Annotated in this window: 22 protein-coding genes; 10 read left to right on the top strand and 12 right to left on the bottom strand. The window is 34.3% G+C overall.

Annotation, left to right across the window (positions count from 1 at the left end; genetic code table 11):
• The first annotated feature begins 126 nt into the window (after nucleotides 1–126).
• A complete protein-coding gene (locus ACPF9A_RS19890; RefSeq protein ID WP_423999766.1) occupies nucleotides 127–936 on the top strand; it encodes a DUF1853 family protein in 810 nt (269 codons plus the stop codon).
• A 155-nt stretch (nucleotides 937–1091) separates the two neighbouring features.
• A complete protein-coding gene (locus tag ACPF9A_RS19885) occupies nucleotides 1092–1679 on the top strand; it encodes a YdcF family protein (RefSeq protein ID WP_423999764.1) in 588 nt (195 codons plus the stop codon).
• A 369-nt stretch (nucleotides 1680–2048) separates the two neighbouring features.
• On the opposite strand, the gene ACPF9A_RS19880 is transcribed toward ACPF9A_RS19885, so the two are convergent.
• Nucleotides 2049–3122: an IS110 family transposase gene (locus tag ACPF9A_RS19880; RefSeq protein ID WP_423999762.1), complete on the bottom strand. Its 1074-nt coding sequence runs from the start codon at nucleotides 3120–3122 to the stop codon at nucleotides 2049–2051.
• Between the two features lie 619 nt (nucleotides 3123–3741).
• Between ACPF9A_RS19880 and ACPF9A_RS19875 the strand changes: the two genes are divergently transcribed.
• From ACPF9A_RS19875 to ACPF9A_RS19865, 3 genes are all read left to right on the top strand, one after another.
• Complete coding sequence (locus tag ACPF9A_RS19875) at nucleotides 3742–4131, top strand: hypothetical protein (RefSeq protein ID WP_423999760.1); 390 nt, start codon at nucleotides 3742–3744, stop codon at nucleotides 4129–4131.
• A gap of 3 nt (nucleotides 4132–4134) precedes the next feature.
• Entirely contained in the window at nucleotides 4135–4431 is a 297-nt protein-coding gene (locus ACPF9A_RS19870; protein ID WP_423999759.1) for a hypothetical protein, read from the top strand.
• Nucleotides 4432–4836: 405 nt separating this feature from the next.
• Entirely contained in the window at nucleotides 4837–5262 is a 426-nt protein-coding gene (locus ACPF9A_RS19865; protein ID WP_423999757.1) for a lipocalin family protein, read from the top strand.
• A gap of 335 nt (nucleotides 5263–5597) precedes the next feature.
• Here ACPF9A_RS19865 and ACPF9A_RS19860 read toward each other — a convergent pair whose 3' ends face one another.
• Complete coding sequence (locus ACPF9A_RS19860; RefSeq protein WP_423999755.1) at nucleotides 5598–6443, bottom strand: DUF4249 family protein; 846 nt, start codon at nucleotides 6441–6443, stop codon at nucleotides 5598–5600.
• A gap of 3 nt (nucleotides 6444–6446) precedes the next feature.
• Nucleotides 6447–8855, bottom strand: a complete 2409-nt coding sequence (locus ACPF9A_RS19855) for a TonB-dependent receptor (RefSeq protein ID WP_423999753.1) — start codon at nucleotides 8853–8855, stop codon at nucleotides 6447–6449.
• Between the two features lie 193 nt (nucleotides 8856–9048).
• Between ACPF9A_RS19855 and ACPF9A_RS19850 the strand changes: the two genes are divergently transcribed.
• Nucleotides 9049–10857 (top strand): glycoside hydrolase family 2 protein, encoded by a 1809-nt coding sequence (locus ACPF9A_RS19850; RefSeq protein WP_423999751.1) that lies wholly within the window; start codon nucleotides 9049–9051, stop codon nucleotides 10855–10857.
• A gap of 79 nt (nucleotides 10858–10936) precedes the next feature.
• Here ACPF9A_RS19850 and ACPF9A_RS19845 read toward each other — a convergent pair whose 3' ends face one another.
• A complete protein-coding gene (locus tag ACPF9A_RS19845; protein WP_423999749.1) occupies nucleotides 10937–11449 on the bottom strand; it encodes a VOC family protein in 513 nt (170 codons plus the stop codon).
• 116 nt (nucleotides 11450–11565) lie between these two features.
• Here ACPF9A_RS19845 and ACPF9A_RS19840 point away from each other — a divergent pair, with 116 nt between their 5' ends.
• From ACPF9A_RS19840 to ACPF9A_RS19825, 4 genes are all read left to right on the top strand, one after another.
• On the top strand, nucleotides 11566–11895 hold the full coding sequence (locus ACPF9A_RS19840; RefSeq protein WP_423999747.1) for a winged helix-turn-helix transcriptional regulator: 330 nt from the start codon (nucleotides 11566–11568) through the stop codon (nucleotides 11893–11895).
• A gap of 193 nt (nucleotides 11896–12088) precedes the next feature.
• The gene (locus ACPF9A_RS19835; protein ID WP_423999745.1) at nucleotides 12089–12283 is read left to right on the top strand and encodes a hypothetical protein; all 195 of its coding nucleotides are present in this window, start codon (nucleotides 12089–12091) and stop codon (nucleotides 12281–12283) included.
• Nucleotides 12284–12326: 43 nt separating this feature from the next.
• Nucleotides 12327–12737, top strand: coding sequence for a GNAT family N-acetyltransferase (locus tag ACPF9A_RS19830; RefSeq protein WP_423999743.1), 411 nt, complete (start codon nucleotides 12327–12329; stop codon nucleotides 12735–12737).
• 239 nt (nucleotides 12738–12976) lie between these two features.
• Nucleotides 12977–13588: a DJ-1/PfpI family protein gene (locus ACPF9A_RS19825; RefSeq protein WP_423999741.1), complete on the top strand. Its 612-nt coding sequence runs from the start codon at nucleotides 12977–12979 to the stop codon at nucleotides 13586–13588.
• Nucleotides 13589–13633: 45 nt separating this feature from the next.
• On the opposite strand, the gene hisIE is transcribed toward ACPF9A_RS19825, so the two are convergent.
• The 8 genes from hisIE to hisB form a co-directional block, all read right to left on the bottom strand.
• Nucleotides 13634–14242: a bifunctional phosphoribosyl-AMP cyclohydrolase/phosphoribosyl-ATP diphosphatase HisIE gene (hisIE, locus tag ACPF9A_RS19820; protein ID WP_423999740.1), complete on the bottom strand. Its 609-nt coding sequence runs from the start codon at nucleotides 14240–14242 to the stop codon at nucleotides 13634–13636.
• Between the two features lie 231 nt (nucleotides 14243–14473).
• Nucleotides 14474–15229, bottom strand: a complete 756-nt coding sequence (hisF, locus tag ACPF9A_RS19815) for an imidazole glycerol phosphate synthase subunit HisF (RefSeq protein ID WP_423999738.1) — start codon at nucleotides 15227–15229, stop codon at nucleotides 14474–14476.
• Between the two features lie 22 nt (nucleotides 15230–15251).
• Complete coding sequence (locus tag ACPF9A_RS19810; protein ID WP_423999736.1) at nucleotides 15252–15767, bottom strand: DinB family protein; 516 nt, start codon at nucleotides 15765–15767, stop codon at nucleotides 15252–15254.
• Entirely contained in the window at nucleotides 15760–16521 is a 762-nt protein-coding gene (gene hisA / locus ACPF9A_RS19805) for a 1-(5-phosphoribosyl)-5-[(5-phosphoribosylamino)methylideneamino]imidazole-4-carboxamide isomerase (protein WP_423999734.1), read from the bottom strand. Before hisA ends, ACPF9A_RS19810 begins: the two co-directional genes overlap by 8 nt.
• A 3-nt stretch (nucleotides 16522–16524) precedes the next feature.
• Nucleotides 16525–16947, bottom strand: coding sequence for a GNAT family N-acetyltransferase (locus tag ACPF9A_RS19800; protein WP_423999732.1), 423 nt, complete (start codon nucleotides 16945–16947; stop codon nucleotides 16525–16527).
• Nucleotides 16947–17528 (bottom strand): imidazole glycerol phosphate synthase subunit HisH, encoded by a 582-nt coding sequence (gene hisH, locus ACPF9A_RS19795; RefSeq protein WP_423999730.1) that lies wholly within the window; start codon nucleotides 17526–17528, stop codon nucleotides 16947–16949. The genes ACPF9A_RS19800 and hisH overlap by 1 nt, the downstream gene beginning before the upstream one ends.
• A gap of 60 nt (nucleotides 17529–17588) precedes the next feature.
• On the bottom strand, nucleotides 17589–17939 hold the full coding sequence (locus ACPF9A_RS19790; protein ID WP_423999729.1) for a four helix bundle protein: 351 nt from the start codon (nucleotides 17937–17939) through the stop codon (nucleotides 17589–17591).
• Between the two features lie 32 nt (nucleotides 17940–17971).
• Entirely contained in the window at nucleotides 17972–19114 is a 1143-nt protein-coding gene (gene hisB, locus ACPF9A_RS19785) for a bifunctional histidinol-phosphatase/imidazoleglycerol-phosphate dehydratase HisB (protein ID WP_423999727.1), read from the bottom strand.

Here is a 19114-nt window from a genome sequence, read left to right as displayed (position 1 = left end):
GAAGAGCTTTTTAGCGACGAAGCAATCTGTTTGTTTCGTGTTCCAAAGTTACAGATTGCTTCGCTGTGCTCGCAATGACATTTAATTAAAGTAACTTCGAGCAAAAGCAAAACTATCAACGAAGAATTGACATTGATTAAGCAGTATCAAAGTTTTTTAAATACTCCACCAATATGGAAAAATGAACAGTTTGGAATAGAACAGTTTAATTTTCCAGTGGTAGATTTGGAAAGCTTCTCTCCTGCTCCAATACCCGATAATTTAAGATTAGGGCATCAGATGGAATCTATCTGTAAACAGTTGTTAGAGCATTCCTCTCAATTTGACGTACTGGTGTATAATTTACCCATACGAGAAGGAAAACAAACCCTAGGGGAAATCGATTTTATACTGAAGGATGCTACTTCCAAACAGATTATACATGTAGAATTGACCTATAAATTTTATATCATAAACCCAGACATATCGGAGCCTTTGCACCAATTAATAGGACCGAATAAAAGTGATGCATTCTTTATGAAAATGGAGAAAATAAAGAACAAGCAATTTGCATTATTACATTCAGAAGCTGGTACAGCTGTATTATCCAGTTTAAATATCGATGCTTCTAAATTGATACATCAAACTTGTTTTAAGGCGCAACTCTTTAAACCTTACAACTTCGAAGCTTTACATCTAAGTCCATTAAATAAGAATTGTATTGTCGGCTATTGGCTACGGTTAAAGAACTTTACAACCGATGCTTTTGGAAACTACCAATTTTATATTCCAACAAAAAAAGAATGGGCACTAAACCCAGAAGTAAATATAGAATGGATTTCATATACCGATGCACTATTAGCTATTAAACTACAATTAGCTAAACAAAAATCGCCTTTAGTTTGGATGAAGAAAAATGATACGGAGTTTGAAAAGTTTTTTGTGGTTTGGTGGTGACGATTACATTTTAAAATTACTTGTTTATAAATGTTGAAAAGTGGGTTTTAGATTACCAGCTAATTATATTAATTTAAAATGGGGATATGTGTAATTGTACATATATCCGTACGTTGCCATTAATAGCTCGAAAATATATTTTCAAACTAATACAAGTGAAATTTACAAATAGGAAATATATAATTTTAATTAGTTTGATTATAGGTTACTTCTTGCTAAATGCAATCAGAATTTATAATTACTCATTTGAGTATAACGAAAATAAATCTGATGTAGCTATAGTTCTTGGAGCAGGAACGAATGATGGAAAACTTTCCCCCGTTTTTAGAGAAAGAATAAATCATAGTATTCTACTTTATAATAAAAATATAGTTGATAGGATAATCTTTACGGGAGGATTTGGTAAAGGGCAAAAACAATCAGACAGCAGAACCGCTAGGTTTTATGCAATAGAAAAGGGTGTTCCTGAAAATAAAATTATTATAGAGGAAAAATCTAATTACACAATAGAAAACTTGGAACAATCAAAGTATATAATGGATTCTCTTGGGTTCAAAAGTGCATTATTAGTTTCTGACCCTTTACACATGAAAAGAGCAATTAAACTTGCTAAAAACTTTGATATTAACTGTAACTCTTCACCAACACAAAGTACAATGTATAAATCTTCTTACCCTAGGGCAAAACAACTATTATATGAAACATTCTATTTTAGCCTCCGAGAACCCTTAAGTTTATTTTGACAAACACATCCGTTACGTAAATGGACTTTACTCGAGCGGATTTCAGAACGTGTCAATCTACGCAATCGTTGTGCAATCGAAATGGAATCATTGACTAATCGTTATGTAATCTGCGTAAAGAGCCTGTGCTTACTCTTATGTTTCGCAACTAATGGCAACAAGACCTAAACGTAATGCGGACTTTAGGCTAAAACCAAAAGGTCTGTGTATATTTATAATGTCGCTAAATCTTATGGATTTAGCTTTGGACAAAAAAAATAAAACTAAACAATAAGCTTTAGCTACGTGCTCAGACGGAAACGAAAAGTTTCCTAACTACCACACTACGCTTAGGTACTGTGTTGAAAAACAAGTTTTTTCTTTAATAATTTAGGAAACAGGTTGATTTATCAAACTGTTATCCCGCGCAGCAAGAGCTTCATGCTTTTGCTGCTTTTTTATTTCAAATTTAGCATCATAATTTTCTTCGTTCTTCCATAAGGTGTACATTAAGATCAATAGTTTTCTCTGCACCGCTACAAGTGCCACCAACGGCTTTGCCTTGTTCGGCTTCAGTCTATTGTAGAACTGTTTCAAAGTTGGGTTACAGCGTACACAGGTCATCGAGGGCATGTGCAGTACCGCCCTTATATGGCTGTTCCCTTTTTTACTGATCCTGGTCTTTCCCTTGAAGTTTCCCGATTCCCTCAATACCACATCATAACCGGCGTAGCTCGCCAATTGCTTGGCATTGACTATAGATTCGAAGCCCAACGTTTCTGCGATCACCGTAGCCGCCGATATAAACGATATACCAGGTATACTTATCAAATAATCCAGCTTCCTTTTCAATACTTCATTTTTAGAGATCAGAAGTCGCATATCTTCTTCGACAGCCGCTATCTGCGTGTTTAGAAGCTTTAATCTGATCTTGTGCCTTTTCAATGCCCTTGCATTACTATGAACGCTCGATGCGATAGCTCCTTGTCGATTGGTCTCCATCGTTCTATCGTTCAACAATGAACTACGTTCCCTGCTCAGTCCTTTTAGCTCCTGCAACTCCTCACTGGGCGGGTGCCATAGTCGAATGTTCCTTTCCAGACCTAACATACTTAGCATTCTACTGTCGAGTGCATCCGTTTTGGAACGTTGGTCCAAACTCTGCGCATAGCGCTTTACACGACCGGATTGCATTACACAAACGCTATAGCCCTGCTCGTACAGAAAATGCGCAATACCTTGATGGTAAACGCCCGTGGCTTCCATCACCACCAACAATTCCACATCGGGATCGACAGATGCCTTCAGCCATTTCAAGAGTACCTTATAACCCATTATATCATTGGATACATCGGGATGGGACTCGAATTCCTTAACTAAATTTTCATTTAGGGAACCTAGTGATAATGACAAGTTCAATTTTGAAACATCGATGCCAAGACTCTGTTTTAAATACTTTTCCATTTCTTCGGTTTTTAAGCTGTAATTCTCTTTATCATCTTTGCTCGCACTTGATTCGATCTCTATCCAAAGGACCTAGGTACTGTTCAGATTCCAAGAAAATTATAGAAGGGCGGGATTTCTATGAAACGATATCACCCTAAAGTGTATCTAGCCCAAAAGCCATTATCCCTTCTAGTTAAGCTTATTATTGATTATCTAAAATAATGCTTTAATAAATCAGTTCAGGAAGAGCGTAAACCTAAGCGACGATATCTCTATTTAGTATCTAGCCCAACCACGAAATCACCCTTCCTTTAAACTAATTTATCATTCAGAATATATTATCTTCAAACTTAGAACCAAACATACGAGCCGAGACGTTAGCAAACATATCTTCCAAATTATAAATTAAATAACTAAACATCTTTAGATTTGTTCTATTTCACTAATTTTAAACAATAAAAAATTAGATTAATCCGTTAGTTTTTAGTAACTTAATGGCAAGTTAAACGACAAACACAACAATAGAAAAAAACTATCAAAAGTAAATACATTATAAATACATAGTATATACCATATATAATTAGATTGGTACGTTTATTGTAGATTTGTTATGTAGATACAACAAAGACAATTAATCATGAAAGCAAACACAATTTCTGGAAATATAGAAATTAAAAGAAATAGAGGTAAATTAGATACCATATCTGTTGTTATGCCTGTTTGGGACAAAACAATTGAAGATGGATTCTTGTCTGTCAATATTCCTTTATTTGCTATTTCTACTTTCGCAAAAGACGAGTCTGATATAGACCAAGCTGTGAGAGAAGCTATTACTCTATTTTGTATTAATGCAGAAAAATTCGGTAACGGTTTAGAAACTGAGTTAAGAGTATTAGGTTGGAATCATGGAGATACTAAAAAAGGCATAACTACATTATCGTTTGAAGTTTCTCAAAGAAACCAAGTATTTGGACAAGTAATGCAAACAGGAGAACAATTTGCAGAAAAATTGGATATTGCCTGTTAATTTATGTCTAAACCTCCTTATCCACTAGCCGACGCTGAATTTATAGTTAAAAAGCTTCTTGAAAGCAGTAAAATTGAAACAAAAACCTATTTGAAGGTAGGTAATACACATACTTTCAATTTAAAAGGTAATAAGCCTCTACACAAAAAATTGATTGTTATTAGAGAAATGGATGGCTCTATAAACTTCATGCAAGCAACTGGTCTAGCCGCTCTTCACGGTTTTATGGGTGAACTTCTTGATTGGTATGAAAAAGAAAAGCATTGGAAAGAAGGAGCTTATATCAAAAAGCCCAAATAGCACTTATCTTTAATAAATCATCCGCTACCTACCTCTAACAAAAGAGGGTACTCAATACGTCAAAAAATAGCTCAACAGAAAAATACGTTTGCTAACAATACCTAAAATTAATGCGGTGGTTTGGTATTAATTCAAAAGTCTGTCTATTTTTATAAGGTCGTCAAATCTCTTTGATTTGACATTTTAACAATAAAAAAAATAAACGCAAACAAAAAGCTTTGTCTTTGTGCCTAGACGCAAACTTTACAGTTTCCTTGCTTCCGCACTAATCTTAGCTTTGGCGTTAGCAAAAATATTAAATGACCCTAAATATAATATTTACTATTAATCCGTAATAAATATATAAACCTGTTACGATGTTAATTGCGGTTCTTAAATTGGAATGATTCTTGTTTCAATCATTTTATGAGAGAATTAATAGCTTTGTTTATCATCTTTTTTGGTTTATCAAGTTTTGGTCAGGAAAATCAAATTTCTAAATCAAATCGAGAAAATTTTAAAAGTATTCAAGAATTAGATTCCACTTTCCAAAATAGAATCAATGAAGAGGATTTAATAGGAGTTTGGTTCACAACGGCAGTAACTCATTCAAAATATAGATCAAATCCCTACCCTAGATTTAAAGACAGGTATTCTTTTAAAAAAGACTTTTCTATTTCATTTGTGAAGAATAAGAAAATAACTTCTGGTACTTGGAGTCTTTCTGATAATAATACACTCACCATTACAACTTCCTCCAGAAAAATAGTATATCAAATAAGAGCTATTAAGGACGGGACATTGACTCTTTCCTCTTCCAATAACTATATAACACTACAGAAAAATCGATAATTAAAATTTAATCTTGCTTTTCCTAGTTGTAAATATCTCAACTTGTTCCCAAATATTTTAGGCAATAACTCAACGGAGTAGAATGTAAACAAAACGGCAAAAGTTTATGCAGTCAGAATGGAAAAACTGTTCGCAAATTGAATTGATTCGCCCGAAACGCAATCTTGGCGGAAAAATACTTTTGCTAATAAAGAACTAAAGCAAAAGCAAACATAGTCTTCCTAAATCTAAAAGAATTCTATTCTAGACACCTAACATAAAAACTTCTTTAGAAATAAAAAAACCAAGCCCTAAATTCTTTAGCGCTTGGTTTTCTTTTGATATCAATACCCTTTCTACTCTACCGTATAGATTACCGTATTTTTCTGAGTAACCCTAAAATAGCCATGTGCGTAATTATCTGGGTTTGTTGTGTTAATACAATTACCCTTTATTGCTACTGGCGTAGACTCAAAAAGACCGACACCACCAAGTTGATTGATTACAATATCAATATAATTGTAATAGGGTCTAGAAATACTGTGCATATTTACAGTTACAACATCACCTGGGGCTAATGGTTTTATTTCTCCCTCTTCATCATCATCTTCATTTATCTCGAACCACCAATCTACCTCGTTACCGTTTATAAATTCATCATCACCTGATTCTAGTATTGGTAAAAGATCTTGTGGTCTTTCATACTTAAAAAAGTAATTATCCCCTTCCGCCTCAAAATCGTTAAAAACAATATGTAATTCAATGGTTTCATCATCAAAACCATCTTCTGTATCTTGAAATACATCTATAATATCTGCCACCGGATTCATGGTGTCATTTGCAGTATATGTTTGTCCGTCATAAATAATTTCTAATGTATAACTAGCTTCTAATTGCGGATTGAATGTAGTGGTTGTATAGGTTCCATCATTTTGGTCCGTAAAGAGATAAACTTCTCCATTAACATCATTGGTTACCGTAACTTCTGCCCCAACTACATCTGTACTTTGGGTATCGAAAAATGGCGTAGATGTGCGCAACGTTATACTTTGCTCATTACCAGAAGTACCTTTTTCCCAATCTAGAGAAGCTTCTACCACTAAGCGTATGGTATCGGTCTGTACATCAACATCAATCACATCTGTACATGACCCCATAGTACATAAAAATATAAATGCTATAAATTTTATTGGATTTTGCATGTTTTAAAATTTGAAATTATACGTTAATGAAGGCACAATACCGAAAATAGCAGTTCTGGTAGCTTCATTAGCCCCTGTTTCTATATTCTGGCCAAATGAAACAGAAGCTGCATTTTTACGATTGTACGCATTGTACAGACCTAAAACCCATTCTCCTTTTAATTTCGCATTTGGCTTTCTGTTCGGTTTATAATTAACCGATAGATCTAAACGATGATAAGCCGGTAGTCTATCAGAATTTCTGTCGGAATAACTGGCAATGGAAACACCTTCATACTCATATTGACCATTTGGGTATGTAACCGGTCTACCTGTTTGAAAAACAAGATTGGTTCCAAAACTCCATTTTTCATTTAATTGATAGGAGCCAGAAATGGAAATATCGTGAGTTCTATCATACGGAGTATTATACCAATTACCATCGTTAATACCTAGTCCGCCAGCAATACCACCAGGTGTTCTTTGTTCAGATTTGGAAAGGGTGTAAGCAATCCATCCTGTAAATTTCCCTTCATTTTTACGGAACAATAGCTCTAATCCGTATGCTCTAGATTCCCCAGTTAAAATCTCGGTTTCAATGGTATTTTGTCCAATAAGGTCTGAACCATCTATATAATCAATTCTATTATCGGTATTCTTATAATACACTTCAGCTTCCATAGAATAAGCCTTATTCTTAAAACTACGGAAGTAACCCAAAGCATATTGATTAGATAGTTGAGGGTCAATATATTGTCCGCTAGGTGCCCAAACATCTAAAGGCGTTGCAGAAGAAGTATTTGATAATAAATGAATGTATTGCGCCACTCTAGAAAAACCAGCTTTTAATGAAGAATTATCGTCAATTGTATAGGCAAGTGAAGCTCTAGGTTCTAAATTTCCAAAAGATTTAATGGCATCTCCACTATCATAAACTGTCTCCCCTATTGCAGTACCGCGTTCATAGATACCTAAGTCTGAATTGTAGACTACCGGTTGGTTATTTTCATATTCCGTCATGGGTTGACCACCCAATCTTGTAAACGCACTATAACGAAAACCGTATTGAGCCGTTAGTTTCTCTGTCAATTTATGTTCTGCATTTACGTAGACGCCGCTTTCGATAGCCTTTTTCCGGTCTAACAGTAACGGATTTACAGCCGAGGTTTCAGAAGTTGGTTTTATCTCGCCTGGATCAAATTCATAATATATTCCGCTTCCTCCAAAATCTAGTTTAAAGGTATCGCTGAAATAATATTTAAGATCATATTTAAGATTGTAATTGGTAATAGACGAAACCCAGTCGAACTCGGCAAAAGTAAGACCTAATTTATAATCGTACTTGCTATAGATAGCAGAAAGGTTTGAGAAAAGCTTGTCGTTAAAAATATGGTTCCAACGTAGGTTTCCGGTAGAATTACCGTAAGAATTACTAAAAGTATCCCCTAGTTCAAAAGAATCCCTTCCAAAATAACCAGAAAGAAAAAGCCTGTTATTTGCATTTATCTTATAATTGGTCTTTAGGTTTAAGTCATAAAAACCAACGCTATTATCTTGCCCGGCCGCTTTCAATAATAGATTGGCATACGAACTTCTACCAGCAATTAAAAAAGAACCTTTTTCTTTAAATAAAGGAGCTTCTAAAGCCAATCGGCTAGATATGATACCGATACCACCAGTAGCTGCAAACCGCTTACTGTTCCCATCTTTTTGACGTACATCTAAAACTGAAGATACACGACCGCCATATCTAGCAGGTATACCACCTTTGTATAATTTTACATCTTTTATGGCATCTGCATTAAAGACAGAGAAAAAACCGAACATATGCGATGTATTGTAAATAATAGCCTCATCTAACAGCACTAAGTTTTGGTCCCCTGCACCGCCACGCACATGAAATCCGCCAGTACCTTCACCATTATTGGTAACACCCGGTAACATCTGTAAAGACTTTAGAATATCAACTTCGCCCAAAACTACTGGCATTTGTTTTACGGTTTCAATGTTCATTTTAAGAACACTCATTTCTGGTTTACGTAAAACGGCAATCTCAGACTCCTCTGCCGTAACTTCCACTTCATCTAATTTTGTAGAAGTTTCAGAAATTTCAAAATTGAAATTCTGATTTTTATTCAGGTTTACATCCTGTTTAATATCTGCATAACCCATATAAGTAATGAGTAAGCGATATTCGCCCTTTGGGGCTGTAATGGAATAGAAACCATATTCATTAGTTACTACACCAATTGTTGTTCCCTCTAAAAACACCGATGCCCCAAACAGAGTTTCACCGTTATCAATGTCAGAAATTTTACCACTTATGGTATAATTTTCTTGAGCTAAAATTGGAGTATAACTGAGTAATAAAACAATAATACTTGTGACGCAAAGCCACCTTAAGCGCACTTTTCGCTTTCCTTTTTTAATCATGTTATTTGTTTAATTGATTGATGAATTCCACTAATAGACGATTTAATTTTTAAAATGCTACAACAAAAGGGAATATTTAAGAAAATGGTAACATTAGCAGACAAGAATTAAAATCCATATTGTTTTAAAAATTTACACTGTTTTTTAATTAAAACGGTAAATTTCAGATCTAACATAAAACTCAGCTTACCAAATGAAAAACCTAAACAACATTGCGCTAGTTTTCTTTATATTTTTCAGCATATCCATTATTGCTCAAGAAACTGAATACGCTAATCTACTTCAAAATATAGATGCTAGACAAAAGACATCATTAAATGGAAAATGGGATATTATCGTAGATCCATTAGAAAACGGATTTTACAATCACAGACTACAAGAGTATGATAAAGGGTATTTTAAGAATGCAAAAATGCAATCGTCTTCTGACCTTGTAGAATATAATTTCGACACCAGCCTTCAGTTAAATGTACCCGGTGACTGGAATACGCAAATGGATAAGCTTTACTACTACGAAGGTACATTGTGGTACAAGAAAGATTTCAACTATACCCCTACTTCTAATCAAGAAAGCTTTTTATACTTTGAAGCTGTAAATTATGAGGCAATCGTTTATTTAAATGGTGAGAAGCTAGGCAAACATGTTGGCGGTTACACTCCGTTCCAATTCAATATCACTGATAAACTTGTAAAAGGCAATAACTTTGTTGTCGTAAAGGTCGATAATAAACGTAAAAAAGAAAATGTACCAACCGTAAACCAAGATTGGTGGAATTATGGAGGCATTACAAGATCCGTACATTTAATAAACGTACCTAAAAGCCATATAGAAGATTACGTTGTTCAATTAGAGAAAGGAACAACCAATACAATCAATGGATGGGTGACATTAGCAAATTCTACAGATGGTGACGCCGTAAGCATTCAAATACCAGAGCTTAAGAAAACAGTAAAAGCTACAGTAAAAAATGGGAAAGCTTCTTTTACAATCAATGCGAAGCCAAATTTATGGTCACCAGATTCTCCTAAATTATATGAGGTTATTTTACAAACAAGTACTGATAAAGTTATTGATCTTATTGGCTTTAGAACGGTAACCACAGATGGCTCTAAAATACTTATAAATGGAAAAGAAACTTTCCTTAAAGGTATTAGTATTCATGAAGAAGCAGCATTTAAAACAGGGCGCATAGTTTCTGTTGAAGAATGTAAAGTATTGTTGAATTGGGCAAAAGAATTAGGATGTAATTTTCTACGATTGGCACATTACCCACATAGCGAGGCAATGGTGAAAGAAGCAGAAAAAATGGGCTTTTTAATTTGGTCAGAAATTCCCGTGTATTGGACAATTCAGTTCGAGAATGAAGACACTTATGCAAATGCGGAAAATCAATTATCCGAAATGATTTCACGCGATAAGAACAGAGCTTCGGTAGTATTATGGTCTATGGCCAATGAAACACCAGAAAGTGCACCACGTCTATCGTTTATCGGCAACTTAGCTAAGAAAGCACGAGAATTAGATGACTCCCGATTAATTACTGCAGCTCTAGATACCCAAGGTAAAGGTGATGATGGTAATTTAATAGAAGACCCATTAGGTGAAGTTGTTGATGTTATAGGTATTAATAATTACTGCGGATGGTACTATGGCGATGTAGATTCATGTAGTAGTATTAAATGGGCAAGTGCTTACAACAAGCCAATGATCATGAGTGAAATTGGTGGTGGGGCTTTATATGGTAAACATGGTAATAAGAATGAAAGATGGACCGAAGAATACCAAGACGCTCTTTTTAAATCCAACATTGAAATGATGAAAAATATTGATTTCATGGCAGGATTATCACCTTGGATATTGATGGATTTTCGTTCATCAAGACGTCCATTACGTAGAATACAAGATGATTTTAATAGAAAAGGATTAATCTCTGAACAGGGCATGAAGAAGAAAGCTTTTTATACACTGCAAGAGTATTATCTTGATATGGATAAGAAATAAAAAATATTGATATCATTGAATATAAAAGCGATTGATTACTACAGTGTAATCAATCGCTTTTATACTTTTAAAACTATAGTTATTCAGTATACGCTCCAGAAGAATATGTTAATTCATAACTGTGCGTGTATATCTCAAAAACGATTCCGAATGGATCTTGTACATAACACATTTTGTATGGCTTATCGTTCGGATAATAAGAACGTATTGGCATACGTTGTTTACCACCATGTTCTACAATTTTAGCAACCAAGTCCTCAATATTCGGGTCTTGTATACAAAAATGAAATAATCCTGTATTGAAAGGATTGAAGTCCGGAGCTTCTTTTACTCCGTGAGGAAAAGAGAACAATTCCACCCCGATACCATCAGACGTTGACATATGTGCAATTTCAAATTCTTCCCAATCATCACCGAAAACATCAATACACATTAAACCAATTGCGGTTTCTTTCTCTTTTTTAATTTTAGACGGTTTCATAATCACGTACCAGCCCATTACTTCTGCATAAAATTCTACAGCTTTTTCTAAATCAGGTACGGTAATGCCTATATGCGAGAATGATTTTGGATATTCTTTATTTGTATTCATAGTTCTAATTTTACTACAAAATAAATCTATATTTGTCTTATTGGCAATAACTTACCAAAAAGTACTATAGTTACCAAAAAGAGTTAATTACTGATATTTAGATAGTTATAATAAAAATGAATTCAAAAAATTATTGTCCGCTTGACCATACCATGAACTTAATCGGTACCAAATGGAAACCAATTGTGCTTTTTCATCTTCTTGAAGGACCATTACGTTCTGGAGTACTTCAAAAAAAAGTGCCAGGTATTTCTAATAAAATGTTTACTCAAACCGTACGTGAATTAGAAAAAGACGGATTAGTGGTTAGAGAGGTTTTCCCAGTTGTTCCTCCAAAAGTCGAATATGGTCTAAGTGAACGTGGAAAAACATTAGAAGTTGTATTACTTACTTTAGATTCATGGGGTGCTACTGATACTTTAAACAACTCAATCAAAACTAATTAGCATCTCTACTACACAACAAAATTGAGAATTATAGGTTTTACTTAAAAAATATCCGTTTTTGATTCAACTATTTATTGTTAAGGTTGTCAATCAAAAAATAATGAAACCACTATTAATCAGCATACTACTATTAATTCTCCAGTCCATTGTAATTAGTTGCGAACGACGAAAACTGATATAAGAAAAACGTACAATGAGTAGAAAAAAGAAACCTATCAGAGTATATTCTCAAGCAGTAATAGAAACACAGCATGTGTTTACCGAAAACGACCAAGTATTTATAAAAGAGACCAACTCGTCGACATCAAGTAACAACGAAATGTGGTCACCAATACAATTCAAATGGGTATCTATTGGTAGTGTTCAAGATTGTTTAGTTCTTGAATAAAACAAATACATAAGTATATTTGGGTCGTAGCATTGCTAGAATTATGAACTCAAAAATCATACAAATAACTTCCAAAGAAACATTACCGATTAGACATCAGGTAATGTGGCCAACTAAGCCTATAGATTACGTAAAGTTAAATAATGACAATGAAGGTCTACATTTCGGACTAATTTTAGATAAAGAATTAATTTCGGTAATCTCTTTATTTATTAATGACGAAGAGGCTCAATTTAGAAAATTTGCTACATTAAAAAATCACCAAGGTAAAGGATATGGCAGTATACTTCTAAATGAAATTATACAAGTTGCTGGTAAGAAATCATTAAAAAGAATTTGGTGTAATGCCAGATCAAGTAAAATGGATTATTATAAAAAATTTGGAATGGTAGTCACTGATAGCACCTTCAGAAAGGGAGGTTTAGATTATGTTATCATGGAACGGATATTTTGACACCTTATTCCTGAAAATTCCTGCTGATATATTATGGTATTGATAATAATACTAGTTATTAACAATACTAACAAGTAATCCCATAGATTCATTTAAAAATTATCTTATTTTAGAACGAAATTTTCTTCTAGGTAATTATTTAAATAGCAGTTATGCGGATGTTTACTAAGCTTATAAAATCTATATTAGTTGTATTAATTCTCAGTTCAAGTGTAACTGCCCAAGAAAATTCCAACCAAATGAGTTCAACTGAAAAAGAAGAAATTGCATTCTTGCTTTTCGACAACTACGAAACCCTTGATGTATTTGGACCTGCTGAAATATTTGGACGATTAACCGACTTATATACTTTAAAATTCTATTCACTTGAAGGTGGTATTGTGACCAATAGACATCAAGTCCCAATAATGACAGAAAAACTAGCAGATATCAATAAAAAGCCATTTGCCTTTTTAATTCCTGGTGGTTTAGGAACACGAGTAGAAGTAAATAACGATAAGCTAATAACTTCTATTAAAGATATAAGCCTCTCGAGTACATATGTCATGACGGTATGTACAGGAAGTGCGCTCTTGGCAAAAACAGGACTTTTAGACAAAAGACAGGCTACTTCAAATAAACGTGCATTTGCATGGGTCGTTACAAACGGACCAAATGTAGAATGGGATAAAGCAGCTCGTTGGAAGGTAGACGAAAATTACTATACCTCCTCTGGTGTAAGTGCCGGTATGGATATGGCTTTAGGATTTTTAGCCGACCGACACGGAATAGATTTTGCCAGAAATGTAGCCTGGGAAATAGAATATAATTGGATCGAAGACAAGGATAATGATACGTTTACGGCAGAATGACAAACTGCATCAAAGGCAAATAACGTATTATTAAACCTATAAAATTTACTTCTTTCTATTCATTAATTCAGCTTCAATATCTTTTAAGGTAAATCCTTTTGCTTGTAGTAACATTAGGTAATGAAAAAGTAAATCTGCACTCTCGTACAAGAATAATTCATCATTATCATCCATTGCTTCAATAACAGTTTCAACAGCTTCCTCCCCTACTTTCTGAGCAATTTTATTTATTCCTTTATTAAACAAAGAAGCTACGTAAGATTTGCTATCGTCAGCAGTAGTTCTTCTTTCTTTAATAGTATCTTCTAACTCAGAAAAGAATCCGAATTGTGAATTGTTTTCTTCTTTCCAACACGTATCAGTGCCAGTATGACAAGTAGGACCCACAGGATTTACGGTAATTAAAAGAGAATCATCGTCACAATCATTTTTAATGGAAACTAAGTTTAGAAAATTTCCACTTTCTTCACCTTTAGTCCATAAACGCTGCTTAGAGCGACTAAAAAATGTAACCTTACCACTATCAGTAGTCTTCTTCAAAGCTTCGGCATTCATGTAGCCAAGCATCAATACATTCTTCGTACGTGCATCTTGTATAATAGCAGGTACTAGCCCGTCACTCATTTTCTCCCAATTGGGTGTATTAAACTCCATATGTATTGTATTCTAATTTTATTTTTATTCTATTTTGAACCTTCAATTTTAAAATCGGTCACTGAGCGTCGCCGAAGTGAAATAGATGTTCCCAAGCCTTCGACTGCGCTCAGGATGACATTTCGATTAATAATTCAAATTTAGTAACTCAGCCTAGCTGAAGTATGTTTATTAATTCTGAACACTGCGACTGCCAACTGAAAACTGATACTGCCAACCGAACACTAAAAACTAAACCCTAACCGGAATACCATTTTCCTTCAACTCTTGTTTCAATTCTTGTATTCCAATCTCCTTAAAGTGAAAAACACTAGCCGCCAAAGCTGCATCTGCTTTACCTTCAACAAAAGTATCAGTAAAATGCTGTTTGTTACCAGCACCACCTGAAGCAATTATTGGAATATTTAAATCCGTAGACAATTTTGCCAATGCTTCATTTGCGAATCCGTCTTTAGTACCATCATTGTCCATTGAGGTAAATAGAATTTCTCCTGCTCCGCGTTCTTCAACTTCTTTTGCCCATTCAAACAACTTTCTGTCCGTCGGCACTTTACCACCAACTAAATGCACAATCCACTCACCATCAATCTGTTTAGCGTCTATTGCAACAACAATACACTGCGATCCAAATTTAGCAACCAAATCATTAATCAACTGCGGATTCTTCACAGCAGATGAATTAATGGAAACCTTATCCGCTCCGTTATGCAGCAAAATATCTACATCTTCAACAGAAGAAATTCCGCCACCAACAGTAAACGGAATATTAACTTTTTCTGCAACGCGATACACTAAATCTGCCAATGTTTTTCTTTTCTGTTCCGTTGCCGAAATATCTAAGAACACCAATTCATCGGCACCCTCGCGACTATAAATTTCAGCCAACTCAACAGGGTCACCCGCATCACGTAAATCAACGAAATTGACACCTTTTACAGTTCTACCATCTTTGATATCTAAACAAGGTATTATTCTCTTAGCAAGCATATTTTTTTAGTATTAAGTACTATTACTCATTTTTAATATTCAAATCTACTCCGTCATAAAATCCCAAATCCTTTTCTTTAATCAGTTTCACATAAAAAGCAATTTGACCGGTATGATACGAATAGTGCTCTACAGCATGCATAATTGCTCCAACTCCCGAAAAGGACATTCCTTGTACAGATCTTACTTTTGTCAACTTATCAGCTGTAGAATCGAAAATTACACGTTTTACGGAGTCTACCGTATCTTCTAATTTATGTAACAACTCCGCTTTCGTTAAACCCGAATTCACTGAAAACTCGTCATCTCGATTTCTTTTATCATCGATTTCGCCTATGGAAGAAATTACATATTGTGTCATATTACCACACAGATGCAAAATGAGATTAGCCATACTGTTCAAAGAAGGATTAGGCTTTTGCCAAATTTCTTCTTCCGATATTTCAGCAAGACTTTTCTTGATCATTCGTGTACTTTCGTCCATACGATACATCGCATTTTCAACAATTTCTTCAACTAAGCGCGCTTCCTTATCCATTGCTTAAAATATAAGTTTCTAGCTGTTTAAGACTGATTCTATTTTCATAAATCGCCTTGCCGATGATTGTACCTTCACAACCCATTTCTGCTAATTTAGGTAATTCATCAAAAGTTGAGATGCCACCACTGGCGATTAATTTAATATTAGATGCCACCTTGAGCGTAGTCGAAAGGTCTTCATTAGTACTATTCAATATCTTCTGATATAAATCGAACGACGGACCTTCTAACATACCGTCTTTACTAATATCAGTACAAATTACATATTGAATACCCTTTTGCTGATACGATTGTATAAACGGAATCAATTCTTCTTTAGATTCCTCTAACCAACCAGAAACAGCTATTTTTTCATCAATAGCATCTGCTCCTAAAATTATCTTATTAGCACCATGTTTTTCTATCCAACCAAGGAAAGTATCAGGATCTTTTACAGCAATACTACCACCCGTAATTTGTTTAGCACCACTTTCAAAAGCGATACGTAAATCATCATCAGTTTTTAATCCGCCTCCGAAATCAATTCGTAAACCAGTTTGAGATGCTATTTGCTCCAACACTTTATGATTTACAATATGCTTAGATTTCGCACCATCTAAATCTACTAAATGTAAATACTGAATACCGTGTGCCTCAAATTCCTTGGCTACTTCTAACGGGTTCTCGTTATATATCTTCTTGGTATCATAGTCACCTTTTGAAAGGCGAACACATTTGCCATCTATGATATCAATTGCAGGAATTATTCTCATTGTCTATTGTAATATTTGTCTATCAATGGACATCCACAGAGGTGAATCTCCAATTTTGTTAAATCCGTATCGCTCATATAAATGATGCGCATCCTTTGTTTTTAATGCTAATGTTTTAAGTTTCTTGATGGTAATATCTTCAAATATTGCATGAATCAGAATCTTACCATAACCCTGACCTTGAAATTTATCTAGAACAATCACGTCCATAAAATATCCGAAGTAAATATAATCGGTAACTATTCTAGCAAATCCAATTTGTTCATTTTCCGGTGTATATATTCCAAAACAATACGAATTCTCAATAGTTAGCTTTACTTCATCTAAAGTTCGACCATTACCCCAGTAAGAATTAGCTATGAATTGTTGAATTTTTTCAACTTTCAATAAACTTTTATCCTTTGAAATAAAATAATTTTGCTCCATTACATTTTTAAAAAATTCTCTAAAATCTTCTCTCCCACATCACTAGATTTCTCCGGGTGAAACTGAGTACCGTAAAAATTATCTTTTTTCAATGCAGCACTATAATCTAAACCATAAGTACATTCAGCAATTGTTTCAGAACACAATGGCGCATAAAAACTATGCACTAAATAAATATGCTCTTTTTCTTCAATACCATTAAATAATTCAGATTTCAGGTTCGTAATCTGATTCCATCCGATTTGTGGAACCTTTACTGTGCTATCAAACTTGACGACTTCAACATCAAAAATTCCTAGTCCAGTAGTATTACCTTCCTCAGACGAATGACACATTAACTGCATACCTAGGCAAATACCTAAAACAGGTTGCTTTAAGTTTGGAATCAGTTTATCTAATCCACTATCCCTTAACTTAGTCATTGCACTACTCGCCTCACCTACTCCTGGGAATATTACCTTGTCGGCATTTTTGATTTCCTCAACATCATTAGTCAAAACTGCATCATAGCCTAACCTTTTAATGGCGAACTTAATACTTTGAATATTTCCTGCCCCGTAATTTAGAATTACAATTTTCATAAGCTCAAATACAAGGTTAAAAGTACAAGGTACAAGGTGTTTAATGTATTTTTCATTTCTTTACTTTCTATTTGCTCTTGATGTTTTTATGGAGGCTACAATTATTGCTAAAAGTTCTTTAGCCTCATTATACAGTTTATCTATTTCTTTCTGCCTTTCAGAATCAACTTCTAAAAACAATTCTAACCAATATGCAGATTCATCAATCTCCTCTTCAACTATTTTAAGTTTATTTATAAAATCTGCAGTCGATTTTGCTCTTTGCGAAGCCCTATAATTTGCACCAACAGAACTAGAACTTCTAATTAATTGTCTTACCCAAGCATCTAATTCTCTTGATCTTGGAACCTGTTTACAAAACATCCAACAGTCAATAGCGAATTGTTTAGTTCGTTTTTTTAAATCTTGCATAACTTTGTACTTTGAACTTCACACCTCGTACTTTATAATACTCCTTTTGTACTTGGCAACACCATTTTTTCAACGTCTCTTTTAACAGACATTTTTATGCTCTTTGCAAAAGCTTTAAAAATGGCTTCAATTTTGTGATGTTCGTTGGTACCTTCTGCCTTAATATTCAGGTTTGCTTTTGCACCGTCAGTGAACGATTTAAAGAAATGATGAAACATCTCTGTAGGCATATCACCTACCATTTCACGTTTAAAGTCTGCATCCCATACCAACCAATTTCTACCACCAAAATCTATTGCAGATTGCGCTAAGCAATCATCCATTGGTAAACAGAATCCGTATCGTTCAATACCTAGTTTATTTCCTAAAGCCATATGAAATACCTCACCAAGAGCAATACCTGTATCCTCTATAGTATGATGTTCGTCAACTTCTAAATCACCATTAACCTTTATCATCAAATCCATTTGCCCATGACGTGCCAATTGATCCAACATATGATCAAAGAATGCTAATCCGGTTTTAATATCACTTTTACCAGTACCATCTAAGTTCAATTTTATGGCAATATCAGTTTCATTGGTTTTTCTATGAATTTCAGCAGTTCTATCATTCAATTTCAAGAACTCATAAATCTTCTCCCAATCATTGCTTTCAATAGCAATATGGCTATCTAGCTCATCACGTTTTACCGTGATTTCTCCTGTGCCCAAGTTGGTCTCATCATTGATGAAAATACCTTTAGAACCTAAGTTCTTAGCCAATTCCATATCGGTTAACCTATCACCTATTACATAAGAATTTTCTAAATCATATTCATTAGAAAAATACTCGGTCAACAAGCCGGTACCAGGTTTTCTGGTATCAGCATTTTCATGTGGAAAAGTTCTATCTAAAAATACTTTATCAAAAACAACACCTTCGTTTTCGAAAGATTTAAGAATGAAATTATGCACAGGCCAGAAGGTATTTTCTGGAAATACATCTGTACCCAACCCGTCTTGGTTTGTAATCATAACCAACTCATAATCTAGTTCTTTGGCAATTTTACCAAGGAAAGTGAAAGACTTAGGATAGAAAATCATTTTCTCAAAAGCATCTATCTGCTCATCTACCGTTTCTTTAATTATAGTTCCATCACGGTCTATAAATAGTACTCTTTTTTTATGTTCCAT

It is taken from the genome of Maribacter sp. IgM3_T14_3 (assembly GCF_049603095.1).
In the GTDB taxonomy this organism is placed as follows: Bacteria; Bacteroidota; Bacteroidia; order Flavobacteriales; family Flavobacteriaceae; genus Maribacter.
The sequence above is the reverse complement of the archived record's forward strand: the minus strand, read 5'-3'. Positions and strand labels throughout refer to the sequence as shown.